This window comes from Burkholderia sp. F1, from assembly GCF_050813845.1.
In the GTDB taxonomy this organism is placed as follows: Bacteria; Pseudomonadota; Gammaproteobacteria; order Burkholderiales; family Burkholderiaceae; genus Burkholderia; species Burkholderia ubonensis.
This window is the reverse complement of record NZ_CP172422.1, coordinates 2,253,332-2,277,045: the sequence shown is the minus strand read 5'-3', so window position 1 is coordinate 2,277,045 and position 23,714 is coordinate 2,253,332. Positions and strand designations below refer to the sequence as shown.

At 67.5% G+C, this 23,714-nt stretch carries 23 protein-coding genes; 9 read left to right on the top strand and 14 right to left on the bottom strand.

The annotated features are described in order from the left end of the window. Positions 1 to 88: 88 nt before the first annotated feature. The 8 genes from ACFIMZ_RS28750 to ACFIMZ_RS28715 form a co-directional block, all read right to left on the bottom strand. Entirely contained in the window at positions 89 to 1,153 is a 1,065-nt protein-coding gene (locus ACFIMZ_RS28750; RefSeq protein WP_431822856.1) for a 2-aminoethylphosphonate aminotransferase, read from the bottom strand. Then, entirely contained in the window at positions 1,153 to 2,346 is a 1,194-nt protein-coding gene (gene aepY, locus ACFIMZ_RS28745) for a phosphonopyruvate decarboxylase (RefSeq protein ID WP_431822855.1), read from the bottom strand. Before aepY ends, ACFIMZ_RS28750 begins: the two co-directional genes overlap by 1 nt. Continuing rightward, positions 2,343 to 4,031: a phosphoenolpyruvate mutase gene (gene aepX, locus ACFIMZ_RS28740; RefSeq protein WP_431822854.1), complete on the bottom strand. Its 1,689-nt coding sequence runs from the start codon at positions 4,029 to 4,031 to the stop codon at positions 2,343 to 2,345. The genes aepY and aepX overlap by 4 nt, the downstream gene beginning before the upstream one ends. Beyond that, entirely contained in the window at positions 4,028 to 4,795 is a 768-nt protein-coding gene (locus ACFIMZ_RS28735) for an NTP transferase domain-containing protein (RefSeq protein ID WP_431822853.1), read from the bottom strand. Before ACFIMZ_RS28735 ends, aepX begins: the two co-directional genes overlap by 4 nt. 42 nt (positions 4,796 to 4,837) lie before the next feature. Further along, positions 4,838 to 5,839, bottom strand: a complete 1,002-nt coding sequence (locus tag ACFIMZ_RS28730; protein WP_431822852.1) for an HpnL family protein — start codon at positions 5,837 to 5,839, stop codon at positions 4,838 to 4,840. After that, complete coding sequence (locus ACFIMZ_RS28725; RefSeq protein ID WP_431822851.1) at positions 5,836 to 6,645, bottom strand: HalD/BesD family halogenase; 810 nt, start codon at positions 6,643 to 6,645, stop codon at positions 5,836 to 5,838. Before ACFIMZ_RS28725 ends, ACFIMZ_RS28730 begins: the two co-directional genes overlap by 4 nt. Then, a complete protein-coding gene (locus tag ACFIMZ_RS28720; protein WP_431825392.1) occupies positions 6,642 to 7,322 on the bottom strand; it encodes a CDP-alcohol phosphatidyltransferase family protein in 681 nt (226 codons plus the stop codon). The genes ACFIMZ_RS28725 and ACFIMZ_RS28720 overlap by 4 nt, the downstream gene beginning before the upstream one ends. A gap of 175 nt (positions 7,323 to 7,497) precedes the next feature. Further along, positions 7,498 to 7,863, bottom strand: a complete 366-nt coding sequence (locus tag ACFIMZ_RS28715) for a hypothetical protein (protein ID WP_431822850.1) — start codon at positions 7,861 to 7,863, stop codon at positions 7,498 to 7,500. Here ACFIMZ_RS28715 and ACFIMZ_RS28710 point away from each other — a divergent pair. Beyond that, positions 7,854 to 9,368 carry an acetyl-CoA hydrolase/transferase family protein gene (locus tag ACFIMZ_RS28710; RefSeq protein ID WP_431822849.1) on the top strand — a complete coding sequence of 505 codons (1,515 nt, stop codon included), beginning with the start codon at positions 7,854 to 7,856 and terminating at the stop codon, positions 9,366 to 9,368. The genes ACFIMZ_RS28715 and ACFIMZ_RS28710 overlap by 10 nt on opposite strands. Before the next feature lie 92 nt (positions 9,369 to 9,460). Here the strand turns inward: ACFIMZ_RS28710 and ACFIMZ_RS28705 are convergent, their stop codons facing one another. Further along, positions 9,461 to 9,958, bottom strand: a complete 498-nt coding sequence (locus ACFIMZ_RS28705) for a DUF2938 domain-containing protein (protein ID WP_431822848.1) — start codon at positions 9,956 to 9,958, stop codon at positions 9,461 to 9,463. Between the two features lie 149 nt (positions 9,959 to 10,107). Here ACFIMZ_RS28705 and ACFIMZ_RS28700 point away from each other — a divergent pair, with 149 nt between their 5' ends. From ACFIMZ_RS28700 to ACFIMZ_RS28690, 3 genes are all read left to right on the top strand, one after another. Further along, positions 10,108 to 10,542, top strand: a complete 435-nt coding sequence (locus ACFIMZ_RS28700) for a helix-turn-helix domain-containing protein (protein ID WP_431822847.1) — start codon at positions 10,108 to 10,110, stop codon at positions 10,540 to 10,542. Between the two features lie 20 nt (positions 10,543 to 10,562). Further along, positions 10,563 to 11,177 carry an HAD family hydrolase gene (locus ACFIMZ_RS28695; RefSeq protein WP_431822846.1) on the top strand — a complete coding sequence of 205 codons (615 nt, stop codon included), beginning with the start codon at positions 10,563 to 10,565 and terminating at the stop codon, positions 11,175 to 11,177. A gap of 368 nt (positions 11,178 to 11,545) precedes the next feature. After that, the gene (locus ACFIMZ_RS28690; protein WP_431822845.1) at positions 11,546 to 12,913 is read left to right on the top strand and encodes a surface-adhesin E family protein; all 1,368 of its coding nucleotides are present in this window, start codon (positions 11,546 to 11,548) and stop codon (positions 12,911 to 12,913) included. A 424-nt stretch (positions 12,914 to 13,337) separates the two neighbouring features. Here the strand turns inward: ACFIMZ_RS28690 and ACFIMZ_RS28685 are convergent, their stop codons facing one another. Continuing rightward, entirely contained in the window at positions 13,338 to 14,369 is a 1,032-nt protein-coding gene (locus ACFIMZ_RS28685; protein ID WP_431822844.1) for an AraC family transcriptional regulator ligand-binding domain-containing protein, read from the bottom strand. Positions 14,370 to 14,577: 208 nt separating this feature from the next. Between ACFIMZ_RS28685 and fabF the strand changes: the two genes are divergently transcribed. After that, positions 14,578 to 15,816: a beta-ketoacyl-ACP synthase II gene (gene fabF, locus ACFIMZ_RS28680; protein WP_431825391.1), complete on the top strand. Its 1,239-nt coding sequence runs from the start codon at positions 14,578 to 14,580 to the stop codon at positions 15,814 to 15,816. Between the two features lie 473 nt (positions 15,817 to 16,289). Here the strand turns inward: fabF and ACFIMZ_RS28675 are convergent, their stop codons facing one another. After that, positions 16,290 to 17,168, bottom strand: a complete 879-nt coding sequence (locus tag ACFIMZ_RS28675; RefSeq protein ID WP_431822843.1) for a helix-hairpin-helix domain-containing protein — start codon at positions 17,166 to 17,168, stop codon at positions 16,290 to 16,292. Between the two features lie 211 nt (positions 17,169 to 17,379). Here ACFIMZ_RS28675 and ACFIMZ_RS28670 point away from each other — a divergent pair, with 211 nt between their 5' ends. From ACFIMZ_RS28670 to ACFIMZ_RS28655, 4 genes are all read left to right on the top strand, one after another. After that, the gene (locus tag ACFIMZ_RS28670; protein WP_431822842.1) at positions 17,380 to 17,580 is read left to right on the top strand and encodes a DUF2905 domain-containing protein; all 201 of its coding nucleotides are present in this window, start codon (positions 17,380 to 17,382) and stop codon (positions 17,578 to 17,580) included. Further along, complete coding sequence (locus ACFIMZ_RS28665) at positions 17,577 to 18,713, top strand: CapA family protein (protein WP_431822841.1); 1,137 nt, start codon at positions 17,577 to 17,579, stop codon at positions 18,711 to 18,713. Before ACFIMZ_RS28670 ends, ACFIMZ_RS28665 begins: the two co-directional genes overlap by 4 nt. A gap of 152 nt (positions 18,714 to 18,865) precedes the next feature. Next, positions 18,866 to 19,297, top strand: coding sequence for a hypothetical protein (locus ACFIMZ_RS28660; protein ID WP_431822840.1), 432 nt, complete (start codon positions 18,866 to 18,868; stop codon positions 19,295 to 19,297). A 66-nt stretch (positions 19,298 to 19,363) separates the two neighbouring features. Then, on the top strand, positions 19,364 to 20,197 hold the full coding sequence (locus ACFIMZ_RS28655; RefSeq protein ID WP_431822839.1) for an SH3 domain-containing protein: 834 nt from the start codon (positions 19,364 to 19,366) through the stop codon (positions 20,195 to 20,197). 132 nt (positions 20,198 to 20,329) lie between these two features. Here the strand turns inward: ACFIMZ_RS28655 and ACFIMZ_RS28650 are convergent, their stop codons facing one another. The 3 genes from ACFIMZ_RS28650 to ACFIMZ_RS28640 all read right to left on the bottom strand — a co-directional run bounded on the left by ACFIMZ_RS28650 (position 20,330) and on the right by ACFIMZ_RS28640 (position 23,708). Continuing rightward, the gene (locus ACFIMZ_RS28650) at positions 20,330 to 20,863 is read right to left on the bottom strand and encodes a cytochrome b (RefSeq protein WP_431822838.1); all 534 of its coding nucleotides are present in this window, start codon (positions 20,861 to 20,863) and stop codon (positions 20,330 to 20,332) included. A gap of 237 nt (positions 20,864 to 21,100) precedes the next feature. After that, on the bottom strand, positions 21,101 to 22,120 hold the full coding sequence (locus tag ACFIMZ_RS28645) for an Ldh family oxidoreductase (RefSeq protein WP_431822837.1): 1,020 nt from the start codon (positions 22,118 to 22,120) through the stop codon (positions 21,101 to 21,103). After that, positions 22,113 to 23,708, bottom strand: coding sequence for an aldehyde dehydrogenase (NADP(+)) (locus ACFIMZ_RS28640; protein WP_431822836.1), 1,596 nt, complete (start codon positions 23,706 to 23,708; stop codon positions 22,113 to 22,115). The genes ACFIMZ_RS28645 and ACFIMZ_RS28640 overlap by 8 nt, the downstream gene beginning before the upstream one ends. Between the last annotated feature and the right edge of the window lie 6 nt (positions 23,709 to 23,714).

The window sequence follows — 23,714 nt, the reverse complement described above, 5'->3', positions numbered from 1 at the left end:
AAGAAAAAAGGCCCTTGTGAACTGAACCCCAGGAGTTGGACATAGATCCGACCCTTGGGGTTTTTTCATGTAGACAGGTGCGCGGCGCTCACCGTGTCAACGCGCTGAACCCGTCCAGCAGCCGCTCGACGTCGGCCGCCTCGATCGCGCCCATCGTCGAGATGCGGAACAGTTCCTTCGACAGCCCGCCTTGCCCCGCGTAGATCACGAAGCCGCGCGCCTTCAGCCCGTCGTGCAGCTGCTCGTACGTCACGCCCTGCGGCAGGCGGTACGCGCGCAGCACGACCGACGACGCGCCTTCCGGCAGGACGAGCGGCATCCCGCGCGCGGCGAGGCCCGCTTGCGCCTGGTCGGCGAGCGCCTTGTAGCGCGCGTGGCGCGCGCGCCAGCCGCCGGCTTCGTCGAATTCGCGCAGCGCCTCGACGAGCGCGTAGTACGCGTGCACCGACGGCGTGAATGGCGTGTTGCGCTGGTCCTGCAGCTTCGCGAGGCGGCCGAGGTCGAGGTAGTACGTGCGGCTCGCGGCCTGCGCGAGCGCGCCGCGGCGCACGATCACGAACGCCGCGCCCGGCACGCCGTGCAGGCACTTGTTCGCGGTCGCCGCGACCGCGTCGATGTCGCCGCCGGCAAAATCGATCGCTTCCGCGCCGAAGCTGCTGACGCCGTCGACGAGCAGCTTCACGCCGCGCGCGCGGCACACGCCGGCGATCGCGCCGAGATCGTTCAGGCGGCCGGTCGTCGTTTCGTGATGGATCACGGCGACATGCGAGAAGCCGCCCGCGTCGAGCCGCGCGGCGATCTGCGCAAGGTCGGGGGCCTGCATCCATTCGTGCTTCAGCACGTCGTGCGCGATTCCGTACTGCGTCGCGATCTGCGCGATCCGCTCACCGTACACGCCGTTCTCGATCACGAGCAGCTTGCCGCCCTGCGGGACGAGCGCCGCGATCATGCTTTCGACGGCGGCGGTGCCCGAGCCCGTCATCAGCACGGCGGCCCATTCGGCCGGATCGAGGTCGTACGCGGCGACGAGCCGCGCGCGCGCCTCGTCCTGCAGGTCGAAGAACTCGCTTTCGCGATGGCACAGGTCGGGTTGCAGCAGGCTGCGGCGCACGCGTTCGGTCAGCGTTACCGGGCCGGGGTTCAGCAGCAGCATCAAAGGGCTCCTTCAGCGTGGGCTTCAGTCTGCGCGGCGCCGATGTGCCGCATCAGGCGGGTCTTGACCTCGACCGGCGTGACGGTCGGGCGGGGCAGCCCGTCGGGCACGCCGGTGCGGATCGCGACGCGCACGAACTGCGCGCCGTCCGATTGTGCGGACAGCGCCGCGTCGAGCACGTCGAGCGACTCGCCTTCGACCGCCGACGCGTAGCCGCACGCGGCGGCGACGCCGGCGAACGACACGTGCTGCGACACGGTGGCCTGGCCGCCCGTCGATTCGTGCGCGCCGTTGTCGAGCAGCACGTGCGTGAGGTTCGCGGGGCCGTAGGCGCCGAGCGTCGCGAACGCGCCCATGCGCATCAGCGCGGCGCCGTCGCCGTCGACCGCGACGACCTTCAGGTCGGGCCGCGCGAGCGCGAGGCCGAGCGCGAGCGGCGTCACGCAGCCCATCGAGCCGACCATGTACAGCTGGTTCGGGCGGTCGTCGAGCGCGTACAACTCGCGGCCGCAGAAGCCGGTCGATGCGAGCACGACGGTCGAGTCGACCGGCGTGTGCGCGATCACGCGCTGCAGCGCGTCGTGGCGGGTCGGCCGCGCGTCGGCCGCCGCATTGGCCGATTCAGCGCGCGACGACGACTGCGCGGCGACGTGCGCGCGCGGCGTCGCCGCCGGATTGGCCTTCAGCTCATACGGCGCGACGCTGCCTTTCTGCATCACGAGCGCGTACGGGCGGCCGGTTGCGTCCATGTGCGCGATCGCGCGGTCGAGCGCCGGGCCGACCGCTTCGGGGTCGGTCGGGAAGGTCTCCCACGGGATCTCCATCGTGTCGAGCATCGCGGGCGTGATCGGCCCCATCAGCGCGTGCTGCGGCTCGTCGGGCACGCCCGGCTGGCCGCGCCACGTGACGATCAGGAGCTGCGGCAGGCGGAACGTCCACGTGAGCGACGTGAGCGGGCTCACCGCATTGCCGAGCCCCGAGTTCTGCATCATCGCGATCCCGCGCTTGCCGCCGAGCGTCGCTCCAGCGATCAGCGCGACCGCGTCGCCTTCGTTCGCGGCCGACACGTAGTGCAGCGTCGGGTCCTGCAGCACGTAGTTGATGAACGGCGTCAGGTACGAGCAGGGCACGCCCGCGTACCAGTCGAAGCCGCGCGCGCGGGCGGCCTCGACGAACTGGGCCGCTTCGATCATTGCGCGCCTCCGTTGCCGGCGCCCGGTTCGGACAGCGGCGTCTGGCCGTGCGCGAAGTCGCCCGCGCGGCGGAAGTCTTCCAGGTCGTTGACGCCGCGCCAGTGGCCGTGCACGTACTGCACCTCGATCTTCTCGCCGGCGGCGATCAGTTCGTTGAGGAGCGTGGGGATGTCGAGCGTGTCGAAATCAGCGCGCGCCTGCAGCGTCGCGAGCATCGCCTTCAGGCGCGCGACGCCCGCGCCACGCACGTTCAGGAGGCCGATCCAGCGGCCGTGCGGCGTGCCTTCGGCGACGTCGCTCGACACGCGCTGCAGGTAGGTCTTCTGGCCGAACAGGCCGCGGTCGTCGGCGGCCGAGCAGAGCGCGAAGTCGCGCACGCTCTGGTTCGACGGCTGCGTCAGCGACGAATCGACGACGACGCTGAATTCCGCCTCGCTTTCCGCGAGATCGCGCAGGATGTAGCTGCGGAACAGCAGGTCGCCGTACGAGATCACGGTGTCGCCGGTCAGGCGCTCGGCCGCGCACGCGAGCGATGCGAGCTCGCCCGTCTGCGCATGACGCTCGTTGACGACGACCTTGATGCCCGACGTGTCGATCGCGTCGGCGCGGTAGCCGCCGACCACGGTGATGTCGTTCACGCCGTGCTTCTTGAAGCCGTCGACGAGCCAGCGCAGGAGCGGCTTGCCGGCGACCGGCAGCATGACCTTGGGCTTGTCCTCGGTGACGGCTTCCAGCCCCTTGCCGCGGCTCGCGGCGAGCACGATCGCGGCGTTCGACGCGCGCGACGACGACGACAGGTAGATGCGCTCGGCCGCCGAATACTCGTCGGCGTCCTGCAGGCGGAAGATTTCGTTGACCGACGCGACGCGGTCTTCGACGTTGATCAGTGTTTCGTTTGCGTGGATCTCGCGCGCGACGGCCTGCATCGCGGACGCCGATGCGCGGATCAGGTGGTTCGCCCAGATCACGGTGCTGATGCCGGCCTGGCGGAACACGTCGGTCGGCGTGCTGTAGTACTTGGTCGGCACGATCACGAGCGGCGCCTTGCCGCTCCATTCGCGCGCGAACTGCAGGATCTCGTCCGGGCGCGACAGCTTGCTGTGGATCAGGATCGCGTCCGCGCCGGCTTCCGCATACGCGTTCGCGCGGCGCAGCGCCTCGTCCATCCCCCAGCCGGCGATCAGCGCCTCGACGCGCGCGACGATCGAGAAGTCAGGGTCGCTCTGCGAATCCTTGCCGGCCTTGATCTTGCCGCAGAACTCGTCGATCTCGGCGAGCGGCTGGCGCTCGCCGTCGATGAAGCTGTTGGTCTTCGGAAACTGCTTGTCCTCGATGCACACGCCCGCGATGCCGCGCTGCTCGAGCTTCTTCACGAGGCGGCGCACGTTGTTGAAGTTGCCGTAGCCGGTGTCGCCGTCGAGCAGGATCGGCAGGTCGCTCGCGTCGGCCATGAATTCGAGCACGTCGACGACCTGGGTCCAGCTCGCCTCGTTGTTGTCGCGCACGCCGAACTGCGCGGAGATCGCGAGGCCGGACGCCCAGATCCCCGTGAAGCCCGCCTCGCGGACGATCCGCGCGGACAGGCCGTTGTGCGCTTCCATCAGGAATTCGAGGTCGCTGCTGACGAGCATGCGGCGCAGGCGCGCGCTGCGCGATTCGGTGAAGTTGGGTTCGCGTGCGTTCATCGTGCAGCTCCGGCGGTGGTGCGTTGAATCAGGGGGAGGATGTCCTGCGTGGCGCGCGCGACATCGTTCGGGAAGTCGATCTCGATCCACGGCGCGCCCGTCACGTCGGCGACGTCGAACGAATGGCCGCCTTCGAGCAGCAGGTCGCGCACGGCTTCCTCGTGCGGCATGTTCGCGCGGCCGCTGTCGACGTAGCCCGCGACGATCGCCGCCAGGCGGCGCGCGGTGTGCTCGGTGAAGCGGAAGAAGCCGACCGATTCGCCGATCGTGTCGTAGTCGAGGTCGACCGCGAGCTGCTTGCGCAGTTCGACGGGCACGCGGTTCTTCAGGCACAGCTTGACGGGCTCGTCGCCCGCTTCGAAATCGCGGTCGATCAGCAGGCGGTCGACCGGCTGGTCGGGGTTGGCCACGAGCGCGTGCAGGATGCTTTCGTCGTACAGCACGTCGGCGTCCATCAGCAGCACGTCGCCGCCGCGCGTCATCGCGTCGGCGGCCGTATGCACGGTCAGCACGCTGCCGAGATCGTAGCGGTCGTTCAGCACGATTTCCGCGCGGCGGCCGAGGCGCTTGAGTTCCGCCTCGACCTTGTCGGACTGGAAGCCCAGCGCCAGCACGATCTCGTCGACGCCGGCCGCGTCGAGCACGCGCAGGTGGCGCTCGAGCAGCGAGGCGTCGTCGAAGCGCAGCAGACACTTCGGGAATTGCGCTTCGGGAGGTTGCTGCAGGCGCAAGCCGAGGCCTGCCGCAAGAATGATGGCTCGCATGTGTTCTCCAACCAAAAAATCGACTGATCGATGCTCGATCGATCAGTCGGCGAGGGGCTGCGGCGCACGGCGCCGCTGCCAGTTTCTTTCACTGAAATGCAGATAGAGCAGGCCGGGCAGGCCGAGCGCGAGTTCGCGCGCGCGCTTCGCGAGCGACAGCGCGAGCGCCGCGTCGGGCGGCAGGCCGACGAGCGGCGCGAGCAGCAGGTAGCCGCCTTCCTGCGCGCCGAGCGAGCCGGGAATAGCGAAGGCCGCGCCGCGGATCGCCTGGCCGACGCTTTCGAGCAGCAGCGCGTCGAGCCAGCTCACCGGATGCCCGAGGAAATGCAGCGCGAGCCACACCTCGGCGGTGCCGACGATCCAGCCGACGAAGCTCAGCGCGAAAGTCGACGCGACCTTGCGGCGGTCGCGGTACAGCGTGCCGACCGCGTCGTCGATCGCGTCCGCGCGCGTCGCGAGCGACGACCAGTCGCGCGGGCCGAGCAGTTTCGACGCGACGCGCAGGCCGCGGCCGAACAGCCCGCGCCGCTGCGCGGCATAGAACAGCACCGCGCAGCCGCCGAGCACGCCGGTCGCGATCAGCGCCGGCGTGCGCAGATGCACGACCGACTCGTGCGTCGCGACCATGCTGAACGCGGCGATGCCGACGAGCGCGAACGCCATCTGCGCGAGCGCCTGCATCGTCGTGCTGACGGTGATGGCCGCCGCGGCATCCGCCATCCGGGTGCCGCGCTGCGCGAGGTAGCGCACCATCAGCACGGGGCCGCCGATCTGCCCGGCGGGCAGCAGGCTGTTGACCGATTCGCCGACCCAGCGCGCGCGCAGCGCATTGCCGAGCTCGGCGCCGGGCTCGCCCTTGTGGAACATCACCGCGATCGCCGCCGCGTCGATCACGAGCGGCACGACGTGGAACGCCGCGACGAGCGCGAGCCCCCAGCCGGCCGCGAGGAACGTCGACGCGACCGCGCCGACCCCCTGCCACGCAAGAAGGGCCACGAACAGGGCCGTCCCGAGGGACAGCAGGATCATGCCGGCGCGTGTCATGACCCGGTCGTGCGTCGCGTCGCCAGCTGCTTGAACACCTGGCGGAAACCGAAGTACGCGATCGCGTCCTTCATGTTCGAGATGAAACGCTTCCACGGCCGCATGCCGGGGTCGGTCACGTATTCGAACGTGAGCGACACGCGCATCTCGTTCTGGCCGAGCGGCGTGACGCGATGGCGCAGCTTGTCGCCGTCGAACAGCACGATGCCGCCGTCGGCGATCTGTACCGTGCCCGGTTCGTCGGGCACCGCCGGATTACGCGTATGCAGCTCGTAGTCGAGTCGGCACGACGAGTCGTCGATCACGCCGATCAGCAGCGTGTAGCGGCGGCCGTCGTAGTACGACGTGTCGTAGTGCCAGCCGATGTGGTCGCCGGGCTTCGTGTAGTAATACAGCGCGTATGCGTGCGGATCGTCGTCCGGCGACAGCAGCAGCGTGTCGCCGGTGAGCTTCTCGAGGAGGCCGATCAGCGCCTTCGAGCGGTACAGCTCGGCGATGTACGGCGCCTTCGCGTCGATCGTGTGGCGGCTCACGCTGCCGCCCTGCTTGTGGCCGGGCAGGTAATTGCGGTTGATGTCGGCGGTGAGCGCGCGCGCGGCGTCGGCGAGCTTCGCGTGCGCGTCGGGCGGCAGGAACGTATCGAGATACAGGAACGACCCCTGGCGCGTGTAGTCGTCGCGCAGGCGGCCGACGTCGAGCCGGCCGACGCAGTCGGCCACGGTGCGGTCCGGGGTGGCCGCCGCTGCGCGCGCAGGCGCGGGGCGTGCCGGGTTCAGCACGGAGTCGTCGCGTGTGCTGGGAGTCATTTGCTTGCCTGGATTTCGGTTGGGTTCTGCGGCAGGGCGCCGCGACGGACGATGCGCCACCAGTCGATCACGACCCAGGCGGCGAACAGCGGCGCGCCGATCGACGCCGCCAGCAGGAACGGTTCGACGCCGTTCGCGAGCGTCACGAGCGGCAGCAGGTAGAGGACGTCCTCGGTCTCGAAGCCGCCGGCGAACGCCTGCTTGGTGCCGGCCTTGCCGGCGAACGATTCGATCCGCATCCGCAGGTAGAAGATCAGCGCGACCGCCGCGCCGGCCGCCGCGCCGAGCAGCACCGGCGACGCGGCCATCTGGCCGCCCTGGGCGATGACGCCGACGCCCATGCTGACGAACAGCGCGATCGTGACGAGCGCGTCCGCCGCGAGGTCGTAGAAATGGCCGATCTTGCTGGACTTGCCGCTGATGCGGGCGAGTTCGCCGTCCGTGTGGTCGACGAAGTTCGACAGCACGATCAGGAATGCGCCGGCGTTGCTCCAGCCGTAGCCGCCTTGGGCGAGGCACCACGCGCCGGCGAGGCCGATCAGAAGGCGGACGGTGGTGAGGTGATTCGGGGTGACGGGGGTGTCGACGAGCGGCCGGACGAGGGCGCGCGCAAGCCGCGCATCCCACGTGCGGGGTAGCGGTGGCTCGGAACGTTTGGCGGTTTTTCTTTGGTCCATCGGCGAAATATATACGGATTTGTAAGTTGTTGCTTTTTTCCGCTCAATCTCCTGACATTTTCCGGTGTTACCGGCCATTTCGGAAGGGACCTTGCGCGCCAGACGTGCGCGACAGGCACGCATATGGTGCACACGGGGCCGTTCCGCTCCTTCCGCGCGACGCGGCGCGTTACGTTCAAGTTTCGTCGTCGTCGCCCGCATGCGCAAGGCGCGCCTTCGGCGAACCGGGCGGGGGCGGCGGCCCACGCCGCGCAGGCTTGATGTCGATCATGCCGGCCGCGCGCGCATCGGGCGACAATCCGGCGCGGCCGTGCTGCGCGCCGCCGCCTGTCACAGAACGACCGTTCGATATCCGGCAAATTCCGAAAGGGTCTTTTGCATCCAGTAGACATTTCGCGGATGCGGCCTCTGCGATACTCCGGTCGTACCTGTGGTGCCGGCCGCCGACCGCGGCCCCAAGGGTTCCACGCCGCTCAGGAGACACCCCCCGCGGCGTCAACGACAGACCAAAACGCGTTCGTTCAAACTGCCATGTCTTCATCACGCATCCTCGCTCCCGCCCTGCGTTCGCTCGTCCGCACCGCCGACGAAGCCGCCGCCCTGATCCGTCCCGGCATGACCGTCGCCATGAGCGGCTTCACCGGCTCGGGCTATCCGAAGGCCGTGCCGGCCGCGCTCGCCGCACACATCGAGGCGACGCACGCGCGGGGTGAGGAATTCCGCATCAACGTGCTGACGGGCGCATCGACCGCGCCGGAGCTCGACGGCGCGCTCGCCCGGACGAACGGCATCTCGATGCGCCTGCCGTATCAATCCGACCCGACGCTGCGCGACAAGATCAACGCCGGCGAAGTCGACTACCAGGACGTCCACCTGAGCCACGTCGCGCAATACGCATGGTTCGGGCTGTACGGCGATCTCGACATCGCGATCGTCGAGGTCGCGGGCATCCGCGAGGACGGGCTGCTGATTCCGTCCGCGTCGGTCGGCAACAACAAGACCTGGCTTGACCGCGCGAAGCACGTGATCCTCGAAGTCAACGCGCGCCAGCCGCTCGGCCTCGACGGGATGCACGACATCTATTACGGCACCGCGCTGCCGCCGGACCGCAAGCCGATCCCGTTGACGAGGAGCGACGACCGCATCGGCGAGCCGTACCTGCGCTGCCCGGCGGAGAAGATCGTCGCGATCGTCGAGACCGACGCGGCGGACCGCAGCAACGCGTTCTCCGCGCCGGACGAGACGTCGAAGCAGATCGCGGCGCAACTGATCGATTTCCTGCGCCACGAAGTGAAGCGCGGCCGGCTGCCGGAGAACCTGCTGCCGCTGCAGTCGGGCGTCGGCAACATCACGAACGCGGTGCTTGCGGAACTGAGCACGGCCGGGTTCTCGAATCTCACCGCGTACACCGAGGTGATCCAGGACGGCATGCTCGACCTGCTCGCGGACGGCACGCTGAGCTTCGCATCGGCCACCGCGCTGTCGCTGAGCCCGGACGCGGTCAAGCGCTTCGCCGACGAGATCGCGACGTTCCGCGAGAAGATCCTGCTGCGCCCGCAGGAGATCAGCAACCATCCGGAGCTCGTGCGCCGCCTCGGCTGCATCGCGATGAACGGGATGATCGAGGCCGACATCTACGGCAACGTGAACTCGACGCACGTGATGGGCACGAAGATCCAGAACGGCATCGGCGGCTCGGGCGACTTCGCGCGCAACGGCTACCTGTCGTGCTTCATGTCGGCGAGCACCGCGAAGGGCGGCGCGATCTCGCGGATCGTGCCGATGGCGAGCCACGTCGACCACACCGAGCACGACGTCGCGGTGGTCGTCACCGAGCAGGGCCTGGCGGACCTGCGCGGGCTGTCGCCGAAGCAGCGCGCGCGCAAGATCATCGCGACCTGCGCGCACCCGGACTTCCGGCCGATGCTCGAGGATTACTTCGAGCGCGCGTGCCGCGAGAGCTTCGGCAAGCAGACGCCGCACCTGCTCGGCGAGGCGCTGTCGTGGCACGAGCGGTTCGTGCGGACCGGGTCGATGAAGGGCTGACCGGGCAGCGCGCCGTCCCATCCGGCGCGCATGCGCTCCGCCGCGAAGCACGGCGGCCGGCGCGAACACGCGGGCGCCGGACGCGCTCGACGTCACGGCATGCGCGCGAGCACCTGCGCGGCCACATACAGTCCCAGCCCGTAGGACAGATGCGTGACGAGGCTGCGGCGGCGCGCGACGCCCGGCTGCGGCGTGCGCGCCGCGGCGATGCCGAAGCCGAATGCCGGCTGCATCACGAAGAACGGCGCGGCCACGCTTCCGATGCCCGCGGCGAGCGCGGGCAGCAGCGTCGGCGCGCTGATCCATTGCGTTCCCGCGAGCGCGACCGGCAGCCCGGCGAACGCGATGCCGATCGCGTAGTGCGCGAGCCAGCCGAGCGGCCGTTCGTGCCGCACCGGCGCCGCCGCGACGATCGACGCATGCCGGAACCGGCCGCCCGCCATGTGGCCGAGCCAGCGGCCGACCAGCGCGTAGTCGAGCGACGGAATGCCGAACACGCGCCGCCGGAACAGTGCCCACAGGTCCATCACGAGCGTGCCGCCCGCGCCGATCGTCAGCAGGCGGAGCAGCACGTCGGCTGTGTCGTTCATTGTTTGCCTCCGAAGTGCGCAGGCAGGCAGGGGCAGGGCGTGGACGCGTCGGCGCGACGCGGGGTTCGGATCGGTTTCATTGCAATTCCGGCTTGTTTCAATGGAGGCGAGCGGCTATCTTGCAGCTTCAAGTTCACTTGAGGTCAAGCATGGGCCGTCTGGATATCGCCGACGTCGCGCGTCATGCGGGCTTGCCCGCGTCGACGCTGCGCTACTACGAGGAAAAGGGGTTGATCGCGTCGAACGGGCGTCGCGGGTTGCGGCGGCAGTACGACCAGGCCGTGCTGCAGCGGCTCGCGCTGATCGCGCTCGGTCGCGAGGCCGGGTTCTCGCTCGACGAGATCGGCGCGATGTTCGGCGCGGGCGGCGAGCCCGATATCGATCGCGCGAAGCTCGACGCGAAGGCCGACGAACTCGATCGCACGATCCGCCGGCTCAGCGCGGTGCGCGATGCCCTTCGGCACGCGGCGGCGTGTCCGGCGCCGAGCCATCTGGAATGCCCGAGTTTCCGGAAGCTGCTGCGTATTGCGGAGCACCGCGGCGTCACGCGTCGCGCGAAGCCGGTTGGTACAGCCGGCGTGTGAATCCAGCCCGAGGAGGCGCGATGAGCGTGCCGATCGCGTGGGTGCTGTTCGATATGGAGGGCGTGCTGACGCACTACGATCGCGCGGCGCGGGTCGCGCGCCTGTCGGCGCTCACGGGCCGGCCGCCGGAGGCCGTGCGCTACGCGATCTGGGAGTCCGGCCTCGAAGCGCGCGCGGACGCCGGCGAGATCACGCCGGATGCCTATCTGGACGCGCTCGGCGACCTGCTGAACTGCCGCGTCAGCCGCGATGCGTGGCTCGATGCCCGCCATGCGTCGATCACGCCGAACGCCGAGACGCTCGCGCTGGCGGAGCAGGTCGCCGGCAGGTGCCCGATCGCGGTGCTTACGAACAACTGCCGGCTCGTTACCGATCATCTCGACTACCTGAATCCGCAAGTCGCGCGACTGTTCGGCGCGCATGTGTACCCGTCAGCGTCGTTCGGCGCGGTCAAGCCGGCTGCGCGCGCGTATCTTGGCTGCGTCGGGGTGCTCGGTGCGCGGCCGGATGCGACGCTGTTTATCGACGACGCCGATGCGAACGTCGCGGGGGCGGTCGGCGCGGGCCTGCTCGGTTATCGCTTCGTCGACGCGGCGTCGCTCGCGGATGAACTGCGGCGGTACGGATTGATTTAGGTTCTTCGCGGAACTGCGGGGGAACGCCGAGAGGGCTGTCGGCGTTCGGCAAGGACGTGTCATTCGCAAGCACCTTCACTCGGATATTCAAGTGTCAGCTCTACGGCCGCTTGGCGTCCAAGTGCAGGACTGTTTTCGGGCAACGAGTCAAGTTTCTGCGGAATTGGCCGAAAGCCCGTTGGGGACTAGTTCTTCGACGGAGACGGCGTGAACAGCAAATACAGACATGAACGTCGTCGTGAACATGACATGGCGAGCCGCCCTCTATCCACCATATGCTTTCAAAACCCGATGCCCGCCGCCGCAGGCGTATAGCTGTTGTGCTTTTATCGTTGATCCTTGCCGGCTTATCCGGGAATGCACCTGCGATGAACTGGATGCCGATGCCGACAGATACCACCTTCTCGTACCTGCCGGAATCGGCCATTCGTATCGGTGACCACGTCTACCTCGCCACGCAAGGCCCGGTCTATCGCATGGAGTACAGTGGCGCGAAAATCCGCGACTATACGAATCAATCAACGTCGGTCGAAGAATTCGATTGCGCCGCACAGCGCGAACGAACGTTGCTGATCGATACCTATCGAAGAGGCAGATTCCTTCGGCTATTTGAAGACGCGTCCAGGTCCTACAAGCAAGCAGCCTATAAGTCGGTGAACGAGTCATCATCCGGGCTTGCGAGTCTGAAAGCGATATGCGCGTTTCCGCTGCATCGGGAACGTCTCGTCAACATCGGCAAGGGAGATGGAGATACGCTGTTTCAGATCGATACGCGCAGCGTCCGTGATTCCGGAACGACGAGAACGGTTTGGGCTCGCATCGACTATCCGAAGATCACGCTCAATCCGCCCTACGGCGCGCCGTACGATTCGATTCGCGAATTGATCGCGCTCGATTGCGCCGCAAGAAATGCGCAAGTGCTGATTCGCTACCACTTTTCACCTACGGGCGATATTACTGACGCGACGAAATTGCTCGATCCGCCTCCGCCCACCTCTCCGATTGAATCCGATGCGCTGATTGCACAGGTCGCGCACGCAGTGTGCGGCGCGCCGATCGATCCCGAACACTTCGCCGGTTCGATCGGTGGCAGTGTCATTCGTAAGAAGCCGGAAACCCCTGAGATGCCACCCATCGAAGTCGGCCCGATTCCCGACGACGTACGGACCGCGGCAGGCGCATTTAGTCGGGCACTGCCCGGTGTTGCAAGTTTTTCAAAAGTCACCGTGACGCTATCCAGTTCTTCCCCCCGGTTTCATCAATCCAAAAACGTAATCGAATTGCGGCCGCAGTCGGACGGTACAACTTTGTTGCGAGAGTCATACACATACTTTTACGTCGATCGCGCTTCCGTTGGCGGGTTTGCTCAACTTCGCTCAAGAATGGTCGATAACACCCCGGAGAGCGGCGGGAGTGTTACCGAGCAACTCAGCGCGACGATATCAACGTTCGCTGACGGCGCCACATTCAACTATCGAAGCAGCATGAGAAACTCCGGGCCGAGCGAGTTAGTCAACCAGGACGAGACCTGTCGGATCGGAAAACCGATGGACGCTGCAACGCTGAATGCCACACTTTCAGGCCGTGCGTGGCCGATCGATTGTATGGCGGGTGGCCGCTCGACGCGGTCGGGCTACTACGTGGAAGCCCTTCGTTTCTTCCTGGTCACGGAAAGCGAATCGGATATCGCTGGCAAATGGATCACGCATATCGATGCCGTATCGATCGAGCAATGAGGTGCTGCTTGAGCACACGTCGTCATCGACACATGGCTTGAGAGCGGTCCATCATCGCGGTGATGGACTCAAGGCTTGTCCGGTAGAGCGTTAGATAAGTGGCGTAAGACGACCCGGAGCTGCCTCTCGTCACACGAGGCCAGCGAAGGCCGCTTTCGGGTCGTTAGAGACACTCAGGGAAACGTCACGCCACAGCTGAAGACAGCTTCTCTTGACCGGCACCAAGCGACAGCGTTGCAACGTTGGACGAGCGGAACACGATCGTCGGGTGGTCTGTTACCCCGGTGGGCCGGGAGGGCTACCTACCTCCCCGATGCCCAGGCGTCGGATGAAAGCTGCTTACCGCTCGGCCCATGCGCTCACGGGCCAAGTCAATAAGGCAACGCGACTGGTATTCGATGTGTCAGAAAACATCAATTTCCCGTCACTCACCTTGACGGCTGCCCTTGCGATAGTCAGAAGGACTGCTGCCGGTCCAATGCTTGAATGCGCGGCAAAAGCCGGTGGCATCGGAAAAGCCGAGATCAAATGCCAGCACCGCCACGCTCGTGTTTGAGTTTGTCAGCCGATGAACTGCAATATCCCGTCGCAGTCCGTCTTTCACCAGCTGGAAATGCGTTCCCTCCTCTGCAAACCGACGGTTGAGCGTGCGTACAGAGGTGTGCAATGCTTCTGCAAGATCCTGTATCGTCACCGCCCGCGCGATGTTCTGTTCAAGATATTCCCGCGTCTTAGCCACAATGGAGCCGTGATGAAATGCACTGAACGTCCAGTCTCCAGGAGCACGTTTCAGGAATGCCCATAGCTCGTGCTTCTCGCGTTTGAACAGTTCCGCGCAGTCCTGGTACAAGAAATAAATACTCGTCACCCGTGTATCGAAATGCACTGCGCCGGGGAACAGGAACGCGTAGTCGTCCACATGCCTCGGCCTCGCGAAGCTGAACTCGACACGGTGCAGGATGATCTCCCTGCCGAGCAACCATGATGCTATGCCATGAACCAGCTTCATCATTAACTCATGTCCGAGTGGCGTGACCTGCGTGCCGGACGTCCTTTCCACCAGAGCTAATCGCACCAGATTGTTCTTCGTAGAAATCTGCAGCCGGTAGTCATCGAGCAGCAGATTCCAGAAGCGAACAAATCGATTGAACGCTACCAGCACGGTAGGCGCGTCCAGCAGGCTGAGCATGAGGTACTTTAACGTGCCGCCCCGGATTGGCCTGGACCAAAGTCCCAGCATTTCATCATCGAGTCTCGCCGCGACCGCCCGGTACAACGCGACGTATTGCTCGCGTGTCATTCGTGCATCAGGCTGATCGAGCAGGGACTGGGGGATGGCGGCGCTTGCGAGTGCCTTCGCCGCCACGTCTTCTCCGTGACGGGTGCGAATGACGCGCAGCATCCCGTGCAGGAAGTGAGCGGAAAGCGTGAGCGGGCTTTGGCGGGACAGGTTCATGGTCCGCTCATTATGGCGCACTTTGCATATCGATTGGCGCGATGCGCCAATTTTTGGCTTCCAGCCTACCTATACTACACGGGAGTTCCGTAATTCCTCAAGCCCCTGTAGTTGCCAGATGGCGCATTGTGCCAATAACTGGCCGCATTTCTTCGCCAATCGAAATGGGAGTTTTAGTTTGAATTCGAGACGCATCGTCGTGACCGGAATGGGTATCGTGTCGCCGTTGGGATGTGAGATTGAATCCGTATGGAGCCGTCTCTTGAAGGGTCATTCAGGCTTGGCTGGTTTGCCTGACGACATCACGGAAGGCATTGCAACAAAGGTCGGGGGCGTAGTGCCCATGGTGACGTCCGGCTGCCCGTGGGGGTTCGATCCGGCCCTCGCAGTTGAACCCAAGGACCAGAAGAAGATGGACCGCTTCAGTCTGTTTGCGCTGAGCGCGGCGCAAGAGGCATTGAAGCAAGCCGGCTGGCAACCTGAGACTGAAGACGCTCGCCAAAGGACGGCAACCATTGTGGCGTCTGGCGTAGGCGGGTTCGGTGCGATCGTGGATGCGGTCAGAATCACGGATAACCGCGGGCCAAGGCGCCTTTCTCCTTTCACCGTTCCCAGTTTCCTGGCCAATATGGCAGCTGGCCACATCTCCATCCGCCACGGCTTTCGTGGTCCCTTGGGCGCACCGGTGACTGCCTGTGCTGCGAGCGCACAGGCCATCGGCGACGCAGCGCGCCTTATTCGTGCTGGTGAAGCCGATATTGCGGTGTGTGGCGGAGCCGAGGCCTGCATCGATCGCGTCAGCCTGGGGTCATTCGCAGCCGCGAGAACCATGTCCACGGGCTTTAATGACCATCCAACACAGGCATCCCGCCCGTTCGATGCTGGACGAGACGGCTTTGTCATGGGAGAAGGTGCCGGCATGCTCGTTATCGAAGACCTTGAGCACGCATTGCGGCGCGGCGCCACTCCGATTGCAGAAGTGCTCGGTTATGGCACGAGCGCCGACGCACACCATATGACGTCGCCGCCCGAAGACGGCGCCGGCGGACAGCGAGCGATGGAACTGGCAATCCAGCAGGCGAATCTCGAACCGAGGCTGATCGGGCATTTGAACGCCCACGCGACGTCCACGCCGGTAGGCGACATCAGTGAACTGGCTGCCATCAAGGCGATATTTGGGACGGGTCGAGGTCCCGCCGTATCAGCCACCAAGTCCTCGACGGGACATTTGCTTGGGGCGGCGGGCGGTGTCGAGGCGATTTTCACCGTGCTTGCTCTGCGCGATCAGCTTGCGCCACCCACACTGAACTTGACACAGCCCGATTCGGCCGCGGAAGGCATCGACATTGTCAGAGGTACGGCCCGCAAGATATCGACGGAATATGCGATCTCCAATGGCTTTGGTTTTGGGGGCGTCAATGCCAGCTTGGTATTCCGCCGACTTTGATCGCGGCTGCGAGCTAACGGAAGAGCTCGATCGCAGGCCTTGGCGCCATTGGCCGATTCAGAAAAGGTATATCGCCTGACCATACACGTTCGCCAATGAAATCTGATGCCACTTAGTCTCATTTCTAATTAAGGGCAATGCGAAGTAAGTTGATGATTTTTCTCGAGGCCAATATCTGCGCGAGCCTGCTATGTTGGAAGACTCGGCTGCGAGGAGAAGAGATCAGCCTGGCGTACGGGAGTCCTCTCATCCTTAACGATGCTCGAACGGCGTGTTGGGCGAACGTTGGCTATCTCCGATCACTTTGCGAGCGTTACCGTCGGGAGAAGGTCTGTTGTCTGGGCGGAAGCCGACGCTCGGAATGTCCGTCTGAGAGTTTGATCGGGCGACCGCTCGTGGCCGAACGCGGTCGGTCTGCCGTGCATTCCCCGCTTAGCCTCGACGAAGCTTGACTCAGGACCCATTGCGCCGGCTCAGCCCGCGTAGTACACCTCACACTCCCTTTCCCGCCCGCGCACGACCCGCTTGCCGGCCAGCGCACCATGCGCTTCGGTGAAGACCGTACGCTCGTGCTCCCGCAGCACGTCGTCATAGAAGTACATCGCAACCCAGTCGGCCGTGCGGCCCGACTCATGCGCGCGTCCGGTGTGCATGAACAGCGCCGTGAAATGCCAGCCACCTTTCGTGAGGTGCAGCACGGGAAGCGGGGGCCGTGCGTCCGGGATCACGCGCTTCGGGGCGATGGTCGGCAGCACGCCGGCGGCGGCCCGCGCGCGATAGAGTCGATCGACGTACAGCAGCAGCTCGACCGGCGGCTCCGCGCCGAGGCCCGCGTCGCGCGTCGAGCCATGCCACCGCCGCCGGCGGCTCAGCACCTCGTCGAGCGCCGCGCGAATGCCCGCCGCGCGGCGCGGGCCGACGCCCGTGACGGTTTCGAGCCGGCCGGTGCGGGCCGCCGCCTCGAGGTCTTCGAGCGTGCCGATGTGCAGCGCGTCGTGAATGCGCATCGCGAGTTCGCGGCCGATGCCGGGCACGGCTTCGAACGGCGACGCCGACGCCGTATCGCCGCGTAGCCGTTCCAGCTGGCGCCAGCGGCCGGCGAGCAGCAACTCGGCGATCGCCTGCGCAATGCCCGTGCCGATCCGCGGCAGCGCGCCGAGCGCATCGACCCCGCCGGCATTGAAGAGGGTCCGGACATCCTGCCCGAGACCGTCGATCGTGTCCGCCGCCGCGCGGTATGCGCCGGCCCGGTACGCGTTCGCCCCCTGGGCGGCCAGACGCTCGGCGGCCTCGCGCAGGCAACTGGCGATCTGCCGGTTTTCCTCGTCAATGCGGCTTTCGGTCGTCTGCATGGGCGATCAAGCGCGTTGGGTGCAAACGGAGGGGGGGCGCGTCGCGCCGTGTCCGGGACCATTCACGATTGTCCGGAACACAAAACGCGAAAAGTTGATGCGCGTCAATGGCAAACGTTGCACAGGCGCGCAACCGGCGCGCGGTCATGATCCCCCGGCGCGGCCGCGCGGCGTTACGCTATGCGAAAGGATGCGACGCAGGAGGGCTGCGATGCAACGGACGCTTCTGATCTGCGGTTTGCTGCTGATCGCGGCGAGCCTCGGCTGGCGCTGGCTCGCGCGGCTTCCGCTCGGCCGCCTGCCGGGTGACTTCCACATCGTGCGCGACGGGTTCAGCCTCTACGTTCCGCTGGCGACGTGCGCGGTGCTGTCGGTCGCGCTGACGGTGCTGGTCTGGCTGCTGCGGCGATGAGCGCGGCACGCGGCGCACGGCCCGCGGGCTGCGCGCGCCTGTTTCTGTGCGGCGACGTGATGACGGGGCGCGGGATCGACCAGATCCTGCCGCATCCGGGCGACCCGCGCCTGTTCGAGCCGGTATGCGGCTCCGCGCGCGACTACGTGCGGCTCGCCGAGCAGGAGAACGGCAGGCTGCCGTCCCGGCGCGACGACGCGTATCCGTGGGGCGACGCGCTCGGCGTGCTCGAGCGCGTGCGGCCGAACGCGCGGATCATCAATCTCGAGACGGCCGTCACCGCCAGCGACGACCGCTGGCCCGGCAAGACCGTGCTGTACCGGATGCATCCGGACAATGTCGGCTGCCTGCTGCGCGCGCGCATCGACTGCTGCGTGCTCGCGAACAACCACACGCTGGACTGGGGGCGCACCGGTCTCGCCGACACGCTCACGACACTCGTGCGCGCGGGAATCCGGCCGGTCGGCGCGGGGCGCGATGCAGCGGAGGCGGCCGCGCCGGCCGTCGTCGAATGCGCGGACGGCATGCGGGTCCGCATCGGCGCGTTCGCGTCGCCGAGCGCGGGCGTGCCTGACACGTGGGCCGCGCGCGGCCCGCACGCGGGCGTGAACCTGCTGCCGGACCTGTCGCCCGAGCGGGCGGAGGCGATCGGCAGCGGCCTCGCTGAAGCCCGGCGCGCGACCGGCGACGTGAACGTCGTGTCGCTGCATTGGGGCGGCAACTGGGGATACGCGGCGAGCGCCGACGAGCGCGCGTTCGCGCACCGGCTGATCGACACCGGCGGCGTCGACATCGTGTACGGCCATTCGTCGCATCACGTGCGCGGGATCGAACGCTATCGCAGCCGCTTGATCCTCTACGGCTGCGGCGATTTCCTGAACGACTACGAAGGCATTGCCGGCTACCGCGCGTACCGGCCCGACCTCGCGCTGATGTACTTCCCGCTGGTCGATACGGCAAGCGGCGCGCTGTGCGACCTGCTCATGGCGCCGATGCAGATCCGGCAACTGAGCGTGCGGCGCGCGCCGGACGAGGGCGTCGCGTGGCTCGCCGACGTGCTCGAACGGGAAAGCGCGGTGTTCGGCACGCACGTGCGTGCGGATGCGGCCGGCATGCTGATGCTGCGGGACTGACGCCGGCCGGAGTGCGCTTCGCGGCGCGGGCTGGCCCGTCGGCGCGTGAAACAAACAGTAACCGATCATACGTACCGAAATGTGCGGGAGACGTAAGCTAGAAATGTGGGCGCGCGCCGGATTGCGTCGCGCCGATCCTGCCGGAGCGTGACATGAAACCGATTTCTCCGATCAGGCCCGTTGCCGTTGCGCTGGCTGCGCTGACGCTCGGCGGCTGCTATTACTCGAGTCCGTACGGCTACGCGCCGTACTACACGCCGTATTACGCGCCGGCGACGGTGTCGCAGACGCCCGCGACGCCGGACAATGCAACCACGCCGCCGGACGTGCTGGCCACGACCGTGCCCGACGCCGCCGTGCCTGTCTATCCGGCGCCGGTCTATGCACCGTATCCGTACCCGTATTACTACCCCGGGTGGTACGACTGCTGCTGGCCGCCGCTCGCGATCGGCTTCGGATTCAGCGGCCGATTTGGCGGCGGTCACTTCCATCATCACCACATGGGCGGCGGACACTGGGGCGGCGGACACTGGGGTGGCGGCCACTGGAATACCGGTCATTTCGGCGGCGGGCATGGGCGCTGAGCCGCGGGCGATGGCAGCGCGACATCCGGTGACGCGATGCGCGCCCGAGCGGTGCGGGAGATTGCCATGAGAAACACGATCGTCCGATGCCTGTGCATCGTCCTTTTCGGCCTGCTGGGCGTGCCGGGGGCGGCCGACGCGCAGACCGCGGCGTACACGAACGCACCGGCCAACCTGCGGGCAGGACCGGCGCAGGACTATCCGCTCGTCGCCCAGCTTCCGGAGGGCACGCTGGTGTCCGTGATCGGCTGCATCAGCGACTACACGTGGTGCGACGTCGCCGTGCCGGGCCTGCGTGGGTGGATCTACGCGGGGCTGCTCGACTATTCGTACCAGGGCGGCGAGGTGCCGCTGCTCGATTACGGGGCCGAGCTCGGCTTCCCGATCGTGGCGTTCGCGATCGTGCCGTACTGGGACAATTTCTATCGCGACCGGCCGTTCTTCCACGATCGCGACCGCTTCATGCACCACCGCGCCGAGCCGCGTATCGGCCCGGGCGGCGTCGGGCCGGGACGCGGGCATCCGCAGTTGAACGAGCCGCCGGCCATCGTGATGCCGGGCGTGGGCGGGCAGCCGCCCGAGCGCGGCGGGCGTGACGGCGGCCACGATACGCGGCCGTCGGCCACGCGCGGCGGCTGGACCGGCGGCATCCGCACGCCGGCTCCGGCTCCGATGCCGGCGCCTGCGCCGATGCCCGTGCCGCAAGGCGGCGGGAACATGCACGCGCCGGGCCCGGCGGCCACCATGCATGCACCGGCGCCAGCCGCCGTGACGCCGCCGCAAGGGCATCAAGGCGGCGGGGGCGGCGAGCGCGGCAGCTTCGGCGGCCGGCAAGGCGGCGGAGGCGGTGGCGGTGGCGGAGGGAGCGGCGCACACGGCGGGGATTTCCGGCACGAGTGACGGCATCGGACTTGCCGCCTGACCGAGGTGCGACGCAAAAAGAGCCCGGATGCCCCGGGCTGAAAGCGGGCGATGCGTCCCGTCGGCGGCGGACGCCGGCGGGCGCGACATCGCTTCGCGTGGAACCGTGCGTCAGAGCATCCGTGCGAGCACGCCGTCCTTCATGACGAAGCGGTGTGCGAGCGCCGCGCACGCATGCAGGCCGATCAGGATCGCGAGCGCGGTTGCCCACGCGCTGTGCAGTTCGCCGATCGACGCGCCGAGCGAATGCGGCGCGGCGATCGTCGGCAACGGAATCGCGTTGCCGAGCCCGACATGCCAGGTGCGGCCGTTCGCGTTCAGCCAGCCGAGCACCGGCACCACGATCAGCGATGCGTAAAGCAGCTTGTGCGTGACGTTCGCAATGAACGCCAGTGCCGGAGGCTGCTCGACCGGCGCTATGGGCTTGCGCGCGCCGGACCACAGCAGGCGCGGCGCCGCGACCAGCAGCAGCAATACGCCCAGATTCACGTGCAGCAGCACCAGCCCGAGCGGCGGCGCGGTGCCGTGGACGTCGGGCATCGTCCAGCCGATGGCGAACTGGGCGGCGACCAGCAGCACCATGCTCCAGTGGAACAGGCGCGTGAGCCGGTCGTGGCGGGCGGTCTGGCGCGGGGTATCGGACATGGAGATTCCTTCGGGCGGGTCAGTGGAGCGGGCGCGTGGCACGACGAACGGGGCGAGGGGCCGCTGCTGATGGGATCATCGCCGCGCGAGCCTTATGACAGCCTTAAGGTGCGCGCGTGCACGGCGGTCGTGCGTGGCGGGGAAAGCGGAGACGGCCGGGAGGAAGCGATGTACGTAACAGCGGGCGGAACCGCATCGTCCGCGCGCATTGCGCCCGCGGACGATGCGTGGCGCACATCAATCGAGCAGCGCGAGGATTTCCTCGTAAAGCGGCCGTGGAATCCGCACGCCGTTCGCCGCGCTGCGCGCGCGGGCGTCGAAGCGCCGTTGCGACGGCAGCCGCGCGCCTTGCGCGACGATCGATTCGAGCATCCGCTCGCCGCGCGCGAGCCCCGCATCGAGATCGTCGCCAAGGAACACCTTCGGGTCGAACGCAATCACGAGCTCGCCATGGCACGGCGTCGCGCCGACGCCCTCGTCGAACGCGATCGACTCCTGGCTCGTCATGTCGCCGATCAGCGCGCCGCCGAGCAGCTCGACCATCGCCGCGAGCGCCGAGCCCTTGTGACCGCCGAACGTGCGCATCGCGCCCTGCAGCGCGGCTTTCGGGTCGGTGGTCGGCTGGCCGTCGGCGTCGATCGCCCAGTGCGGCGGGATCGGCTTGCCTTGCTTCGCGTGCAGCTCGATGTCGCCGCGCGCGATCGCGCTCGTCGCGAAATCGAACACGAACGGCAGGCCGCCAGGCCGCGGCCACGCGAACGCGATCGGATTGGTGCCGAACACGGGCTGGTTGCCGCCTTCCGGCGCGACCCAGCTATGGCTCGGATTCATCGCGATGCCGGCGAGACCGGCGGCCGCGATCGCCTCGACCTCGGGCCACAGCGCGGAGAAGTGATAGCAGTGGTTGATCGCCATCGCCGCGATGCCGTGCTGCTTCGCCATTTCAACCAGCACCGGCAGGCCCGTCTCGAAGCTCAGCAGCGAGAAGCCGCGATGCGCGTCGACCGCGACGATCGACGACGACAGCCGGCGCAGCGTCGGCACGGCCTGCGGATCGACCTTGCCCTTTTTCAGCGAGCGCACGCAGACGAGCAGCCGGTACACGCCGTGTGAATGGCATTCGTCGCGCTGGCCTTGCGTGATCGCGTTCGCGATCGCGCGCGCATGCGCGTCGGACATCCCGTGGCGGGTCAGCACGCGCAGCGCGAGCGCGTGCACCTCGTCGAGCGACAGGACGACTTCGTTCGCGTCAGACATCGCGCGCCTCCTTCGGCAGCACCACGACGCCGTCGATGCGCCGCGCGACGTGCAGCGGATTGCCGTCGCGCAGCGCCGCCGGCAGCAGCGCGGCAGGCACGTCCTGATACGACACCGGGCGCAGGAAGCGTTCGATCGCGCGCGCGCCGACCGACGTCGTGCGCGTGTCGGACGTCGCCGGGAACGGGCCGCCGTGCACCATCGCATGCCCGACTTCGACGCCGGTGCCGAAGCCGTTGACGAGGATTCGGCCGGCCTTGCGTTCGAGCGTCGGCAGCAGCTTCGCGAACAGCGGCGCGTCGCCGTCGGCGAGGTGCGCGGCGATCGTCAACTGGCCTTCGAGCGACTTCAGCACGCGGTGCAGCGTGTCGGCGTCCGGGCAGCGGACGATCAGCGACGCGGGGCCGAACACTTCGTCGCGCAGTTCGTGGCGCGCGATGAACGCATCCGCCGACGTCGCGAACAGCGCGGCGCGCGCCTGGTAGCGGTCGCCTTCGACGCCTTCGGCGAGCGTGTCGACCGCGTCGTGCGCGCGCAGCGCGGCAACGCCGTCGCAGTAGCTCGCGTGGATGTGCGGCGTCAGCATCGTCGCCGCCGCTGCCGCGCGCGCCGCGGCCGCCGCGGCGGCCTCGAACGCGCGCAGCGCGGGCCCGTCGATGCCGAGCACGAGGCCCGGGTTCGTGCAGAACTGGCCGGCGCCGAGCGTCAGCGACGCGACGAATTGCTGCGCGATCGCATCGTGCCGCGCGGCGAGCGCGTCGGGCAGCAGCAGCACCGGGTTGATCGAGCTCATTTCCGCATAGACGGGGATCGGCTCATCGCGCTTGGCCGCGATGTGCATCAGCGCGACGCCGCCGCGGCGCGAGCCGGTGAAGCCGACCGCCTTGATGCGAGGATCGGCGACGAGCGCCTGGCCGATCTCGCGCGACGCGTCGAACAGCAGCGAGAACACGCCGGCCGGCAAGCCGCATTCGCGCACCGCCTGCTGGATCGCGCGGCCGACGAGCTCCGACGTGCCAGGATGCGCGGAATGCGCCTTGACGATCACCGGGCAGCCGGCCGCGAGCGCCGACGCCGTGTCGCCGCCCGCGACCGAGAACGCGAGCGGGAAGTTCGACGCGCCGAACACGGCAACCGGCCCGATCGCGACGTTGCGCAGCCGCAGGTCGACGCGCGGCAGCAGCTTGCGGTCGGGACGGGCGGGGTCGATGCGCGCGTCGAGGAAGCCGCCGTCGCGCACGACCGACGCGAACAATCCGAGCTGGCCGACCGTGCGGCCGCGCTCGCCTTCGACGCGTGCGCGCGGCAGCCCCGATTCGGCGATGCAGCGCTCGATCAGTTCGTCGCCGAGCGCCATGATGTTGCGGCCGATCGCGTCGAGAAACGCGGCGCGCGCTTCGAGGCTCGTCTCGCGATACGTGTCGAACGCGTCGTCGGCGAGCGCGCAGGCCGTCTCCAGGTCGTGCAGGCTCGCGCCGCCGAACGCGGGTTCGAGCCGCTCGCCGGTTGCGGCGGCGATCGCGTGGAGGGTGCCGTTCTGCCCGGTGACGGCGGCGGAGCCGATCAAAAGCTGACCTGTGAGTCGCATGGTTCT

Bases quoted from the DNA above. Each gene is read 5' to 3' on its own strand.
- ACFIMZ_RS28750 (WP_431822856.1), bottom strand. From the start codon at position 1,153: ATGCTGCTGCTGAACCCCGGCCCGGTAACGCTGACCGAACGCGTGCGC.
- aepY (WP_431822855.1), bottom strand. From the start codon at position 2,346: ATGATCGAAGCGGCCCAGTTCGTCGAGGCCGCCCGCGCGCGCGGCTTC.
- aepX (WP_431822854.1), bottom strand. From the start codon at position 4,031: ATGAACGCACGCGAACCCAACTTCACCGAATCGCGCAGCGCGCGCCTG.
- ACFIMZ_RS28735 (WP_431822853.1), bottom strand. From the start codon at position 4,795: ATGCGAGCCATCATTCTTGCGGCAGGCCTCGGCTTGCGCCTGCAGCAA.
- ACFIMZ_RS28730 (WP_431822852.1), bottom strand. From the start codon at position 5,839: ATGACACGCGCCGGCATGATCCTGCTGTCCCTCGGGACGGCCCTGTTC.
- ACFIMZ_RS28725 (WP_431822851.1), bottom strand. From the start codon at position 6,645: ATGACTCCCAGCACACGCGACGACTCCGTGCTGAACCCGGCACGCCCC.
- ACFIMZ_RS28720 (WP_431825392.1), bottom strand. From the start codon at position 7,322: ATGGACCAAAGAAAAACCGCCAAACGTTCCGAGCCACCGCTACCCCGC.
- ACFIMZ_RS28710 (WP_431822849.1), top strand. From the start codon at position 7,854: ATGTCTTCATCACGCATCCTCGCTCCCGCCCTGCGTTCGCTCGTCCGC.
- ACFIMZ_RS28715 (WP_431822850.1), bottom strand. From the start codon at position 7,863: ATGAAGACATGGCAGTTTGAACGAACGCGTTTTGGTCTGTCGTTGACG.
- ACFIMZ_RS28705 (WP_431822848.1), bottom strand. From the start codon at position 9,958: ATGAACGACACAGCCGACGTGCTGCTCCGCCTGCTGACGATCGGCGCG.
- ACFIMZ_RS28700 (WP_431822847.1), top strand. From the start codon at position 10,108: ATGGGCCGTCTGGATATCGCCGACGTCGCGCGTCATGCGGGCTTGCCC.
- ACFIMZ_RS28695 (WP_431822846.1), top strand. From the start codon at position 10,563: ATGAGCGTGCCGATCGCGTGGGTGCTGTTCGATATGGAGGGCGTGCTG.
- ACFIMZ_RS28690 (WP_431822845.1), top strand. From the start codon at position 11,546: ATGAACTGGATGCCGATGCCGACAGATACCACCTTCTCGTACCTGCCG.
- ACFIMZ_RS28685 (WP_431822844.1), bottom strand. From the start codon at position 14,369: ATGAACCTGTCCCGCCAAAGCCCGCTCACGCTTTCCGCTCACTTCCTG.
- fabF (WP_431825391.1), top strand. From the start codon at position 14,578: ATGGGTATCGTGTCGCCGTTGGGATGTGAGATTGAATCCGTATGGAGC.
- ACFIMZ_RS28675 (WP_431822843.1), bottom strand. From the start codon at position 17,168: ATGCAGACGACCGAAAGCCGCATTGACGAGGAAAACCGGCAGATCGCC.
- ACFIMZ_RS28670 (WP_431822842.1), top strand. From the start codon at position 17,380: ATGCAACGGACGCTTCTGATCTGCGGTTTGCTGCTGATCGCGGCGAGC.
- ACFIMZ_RS28665 (WP_431822841.1), top strand. From the start codon at position 17,577: ATGAGCGCGGCACGCGGCGCACGGCCCGCGGGCTGCGCGCGCCTGTTT.
- ACFIMZ_RS28660 (WP_431822840.1), top strand. From the start codon at position 18,866: ATGAAACCGATTTCTCCGATCAGGCCCGTTGCCGTTGCGCTGGCTGCG.
- ACFIMZ_RS28655 (WP_431822839.1), top strand. From the start codon at position 19,364: ATGAGAAACACGATCGTCCGATGCCTGTGCATCGTCCTTTTCGGCCTG.
- ACFIMZ_RS28650 (WP_431822838.1), bottom strand. From the start codon at position 20,863: ATGTCCGATACCCCGCGCCAGACCGCCCGCCACGACCGGCTCACGCGC.
- ACFIMZ_RS28645 (WP_431822837.1), bottom strand. From the start codon at position 22,120: ATGTCTGACGCGAACGAAGTCGTCCTGTCGCTCGACGAGGTGCACGCG.
- ACFIMZ_RS28640 (WP_431822836.1), bottom strand. From the start codon at position 23,708: ATGCGACTCACAGGTCAGCTTTTGATCGGCTCCGCCGCCGTCACCGGG.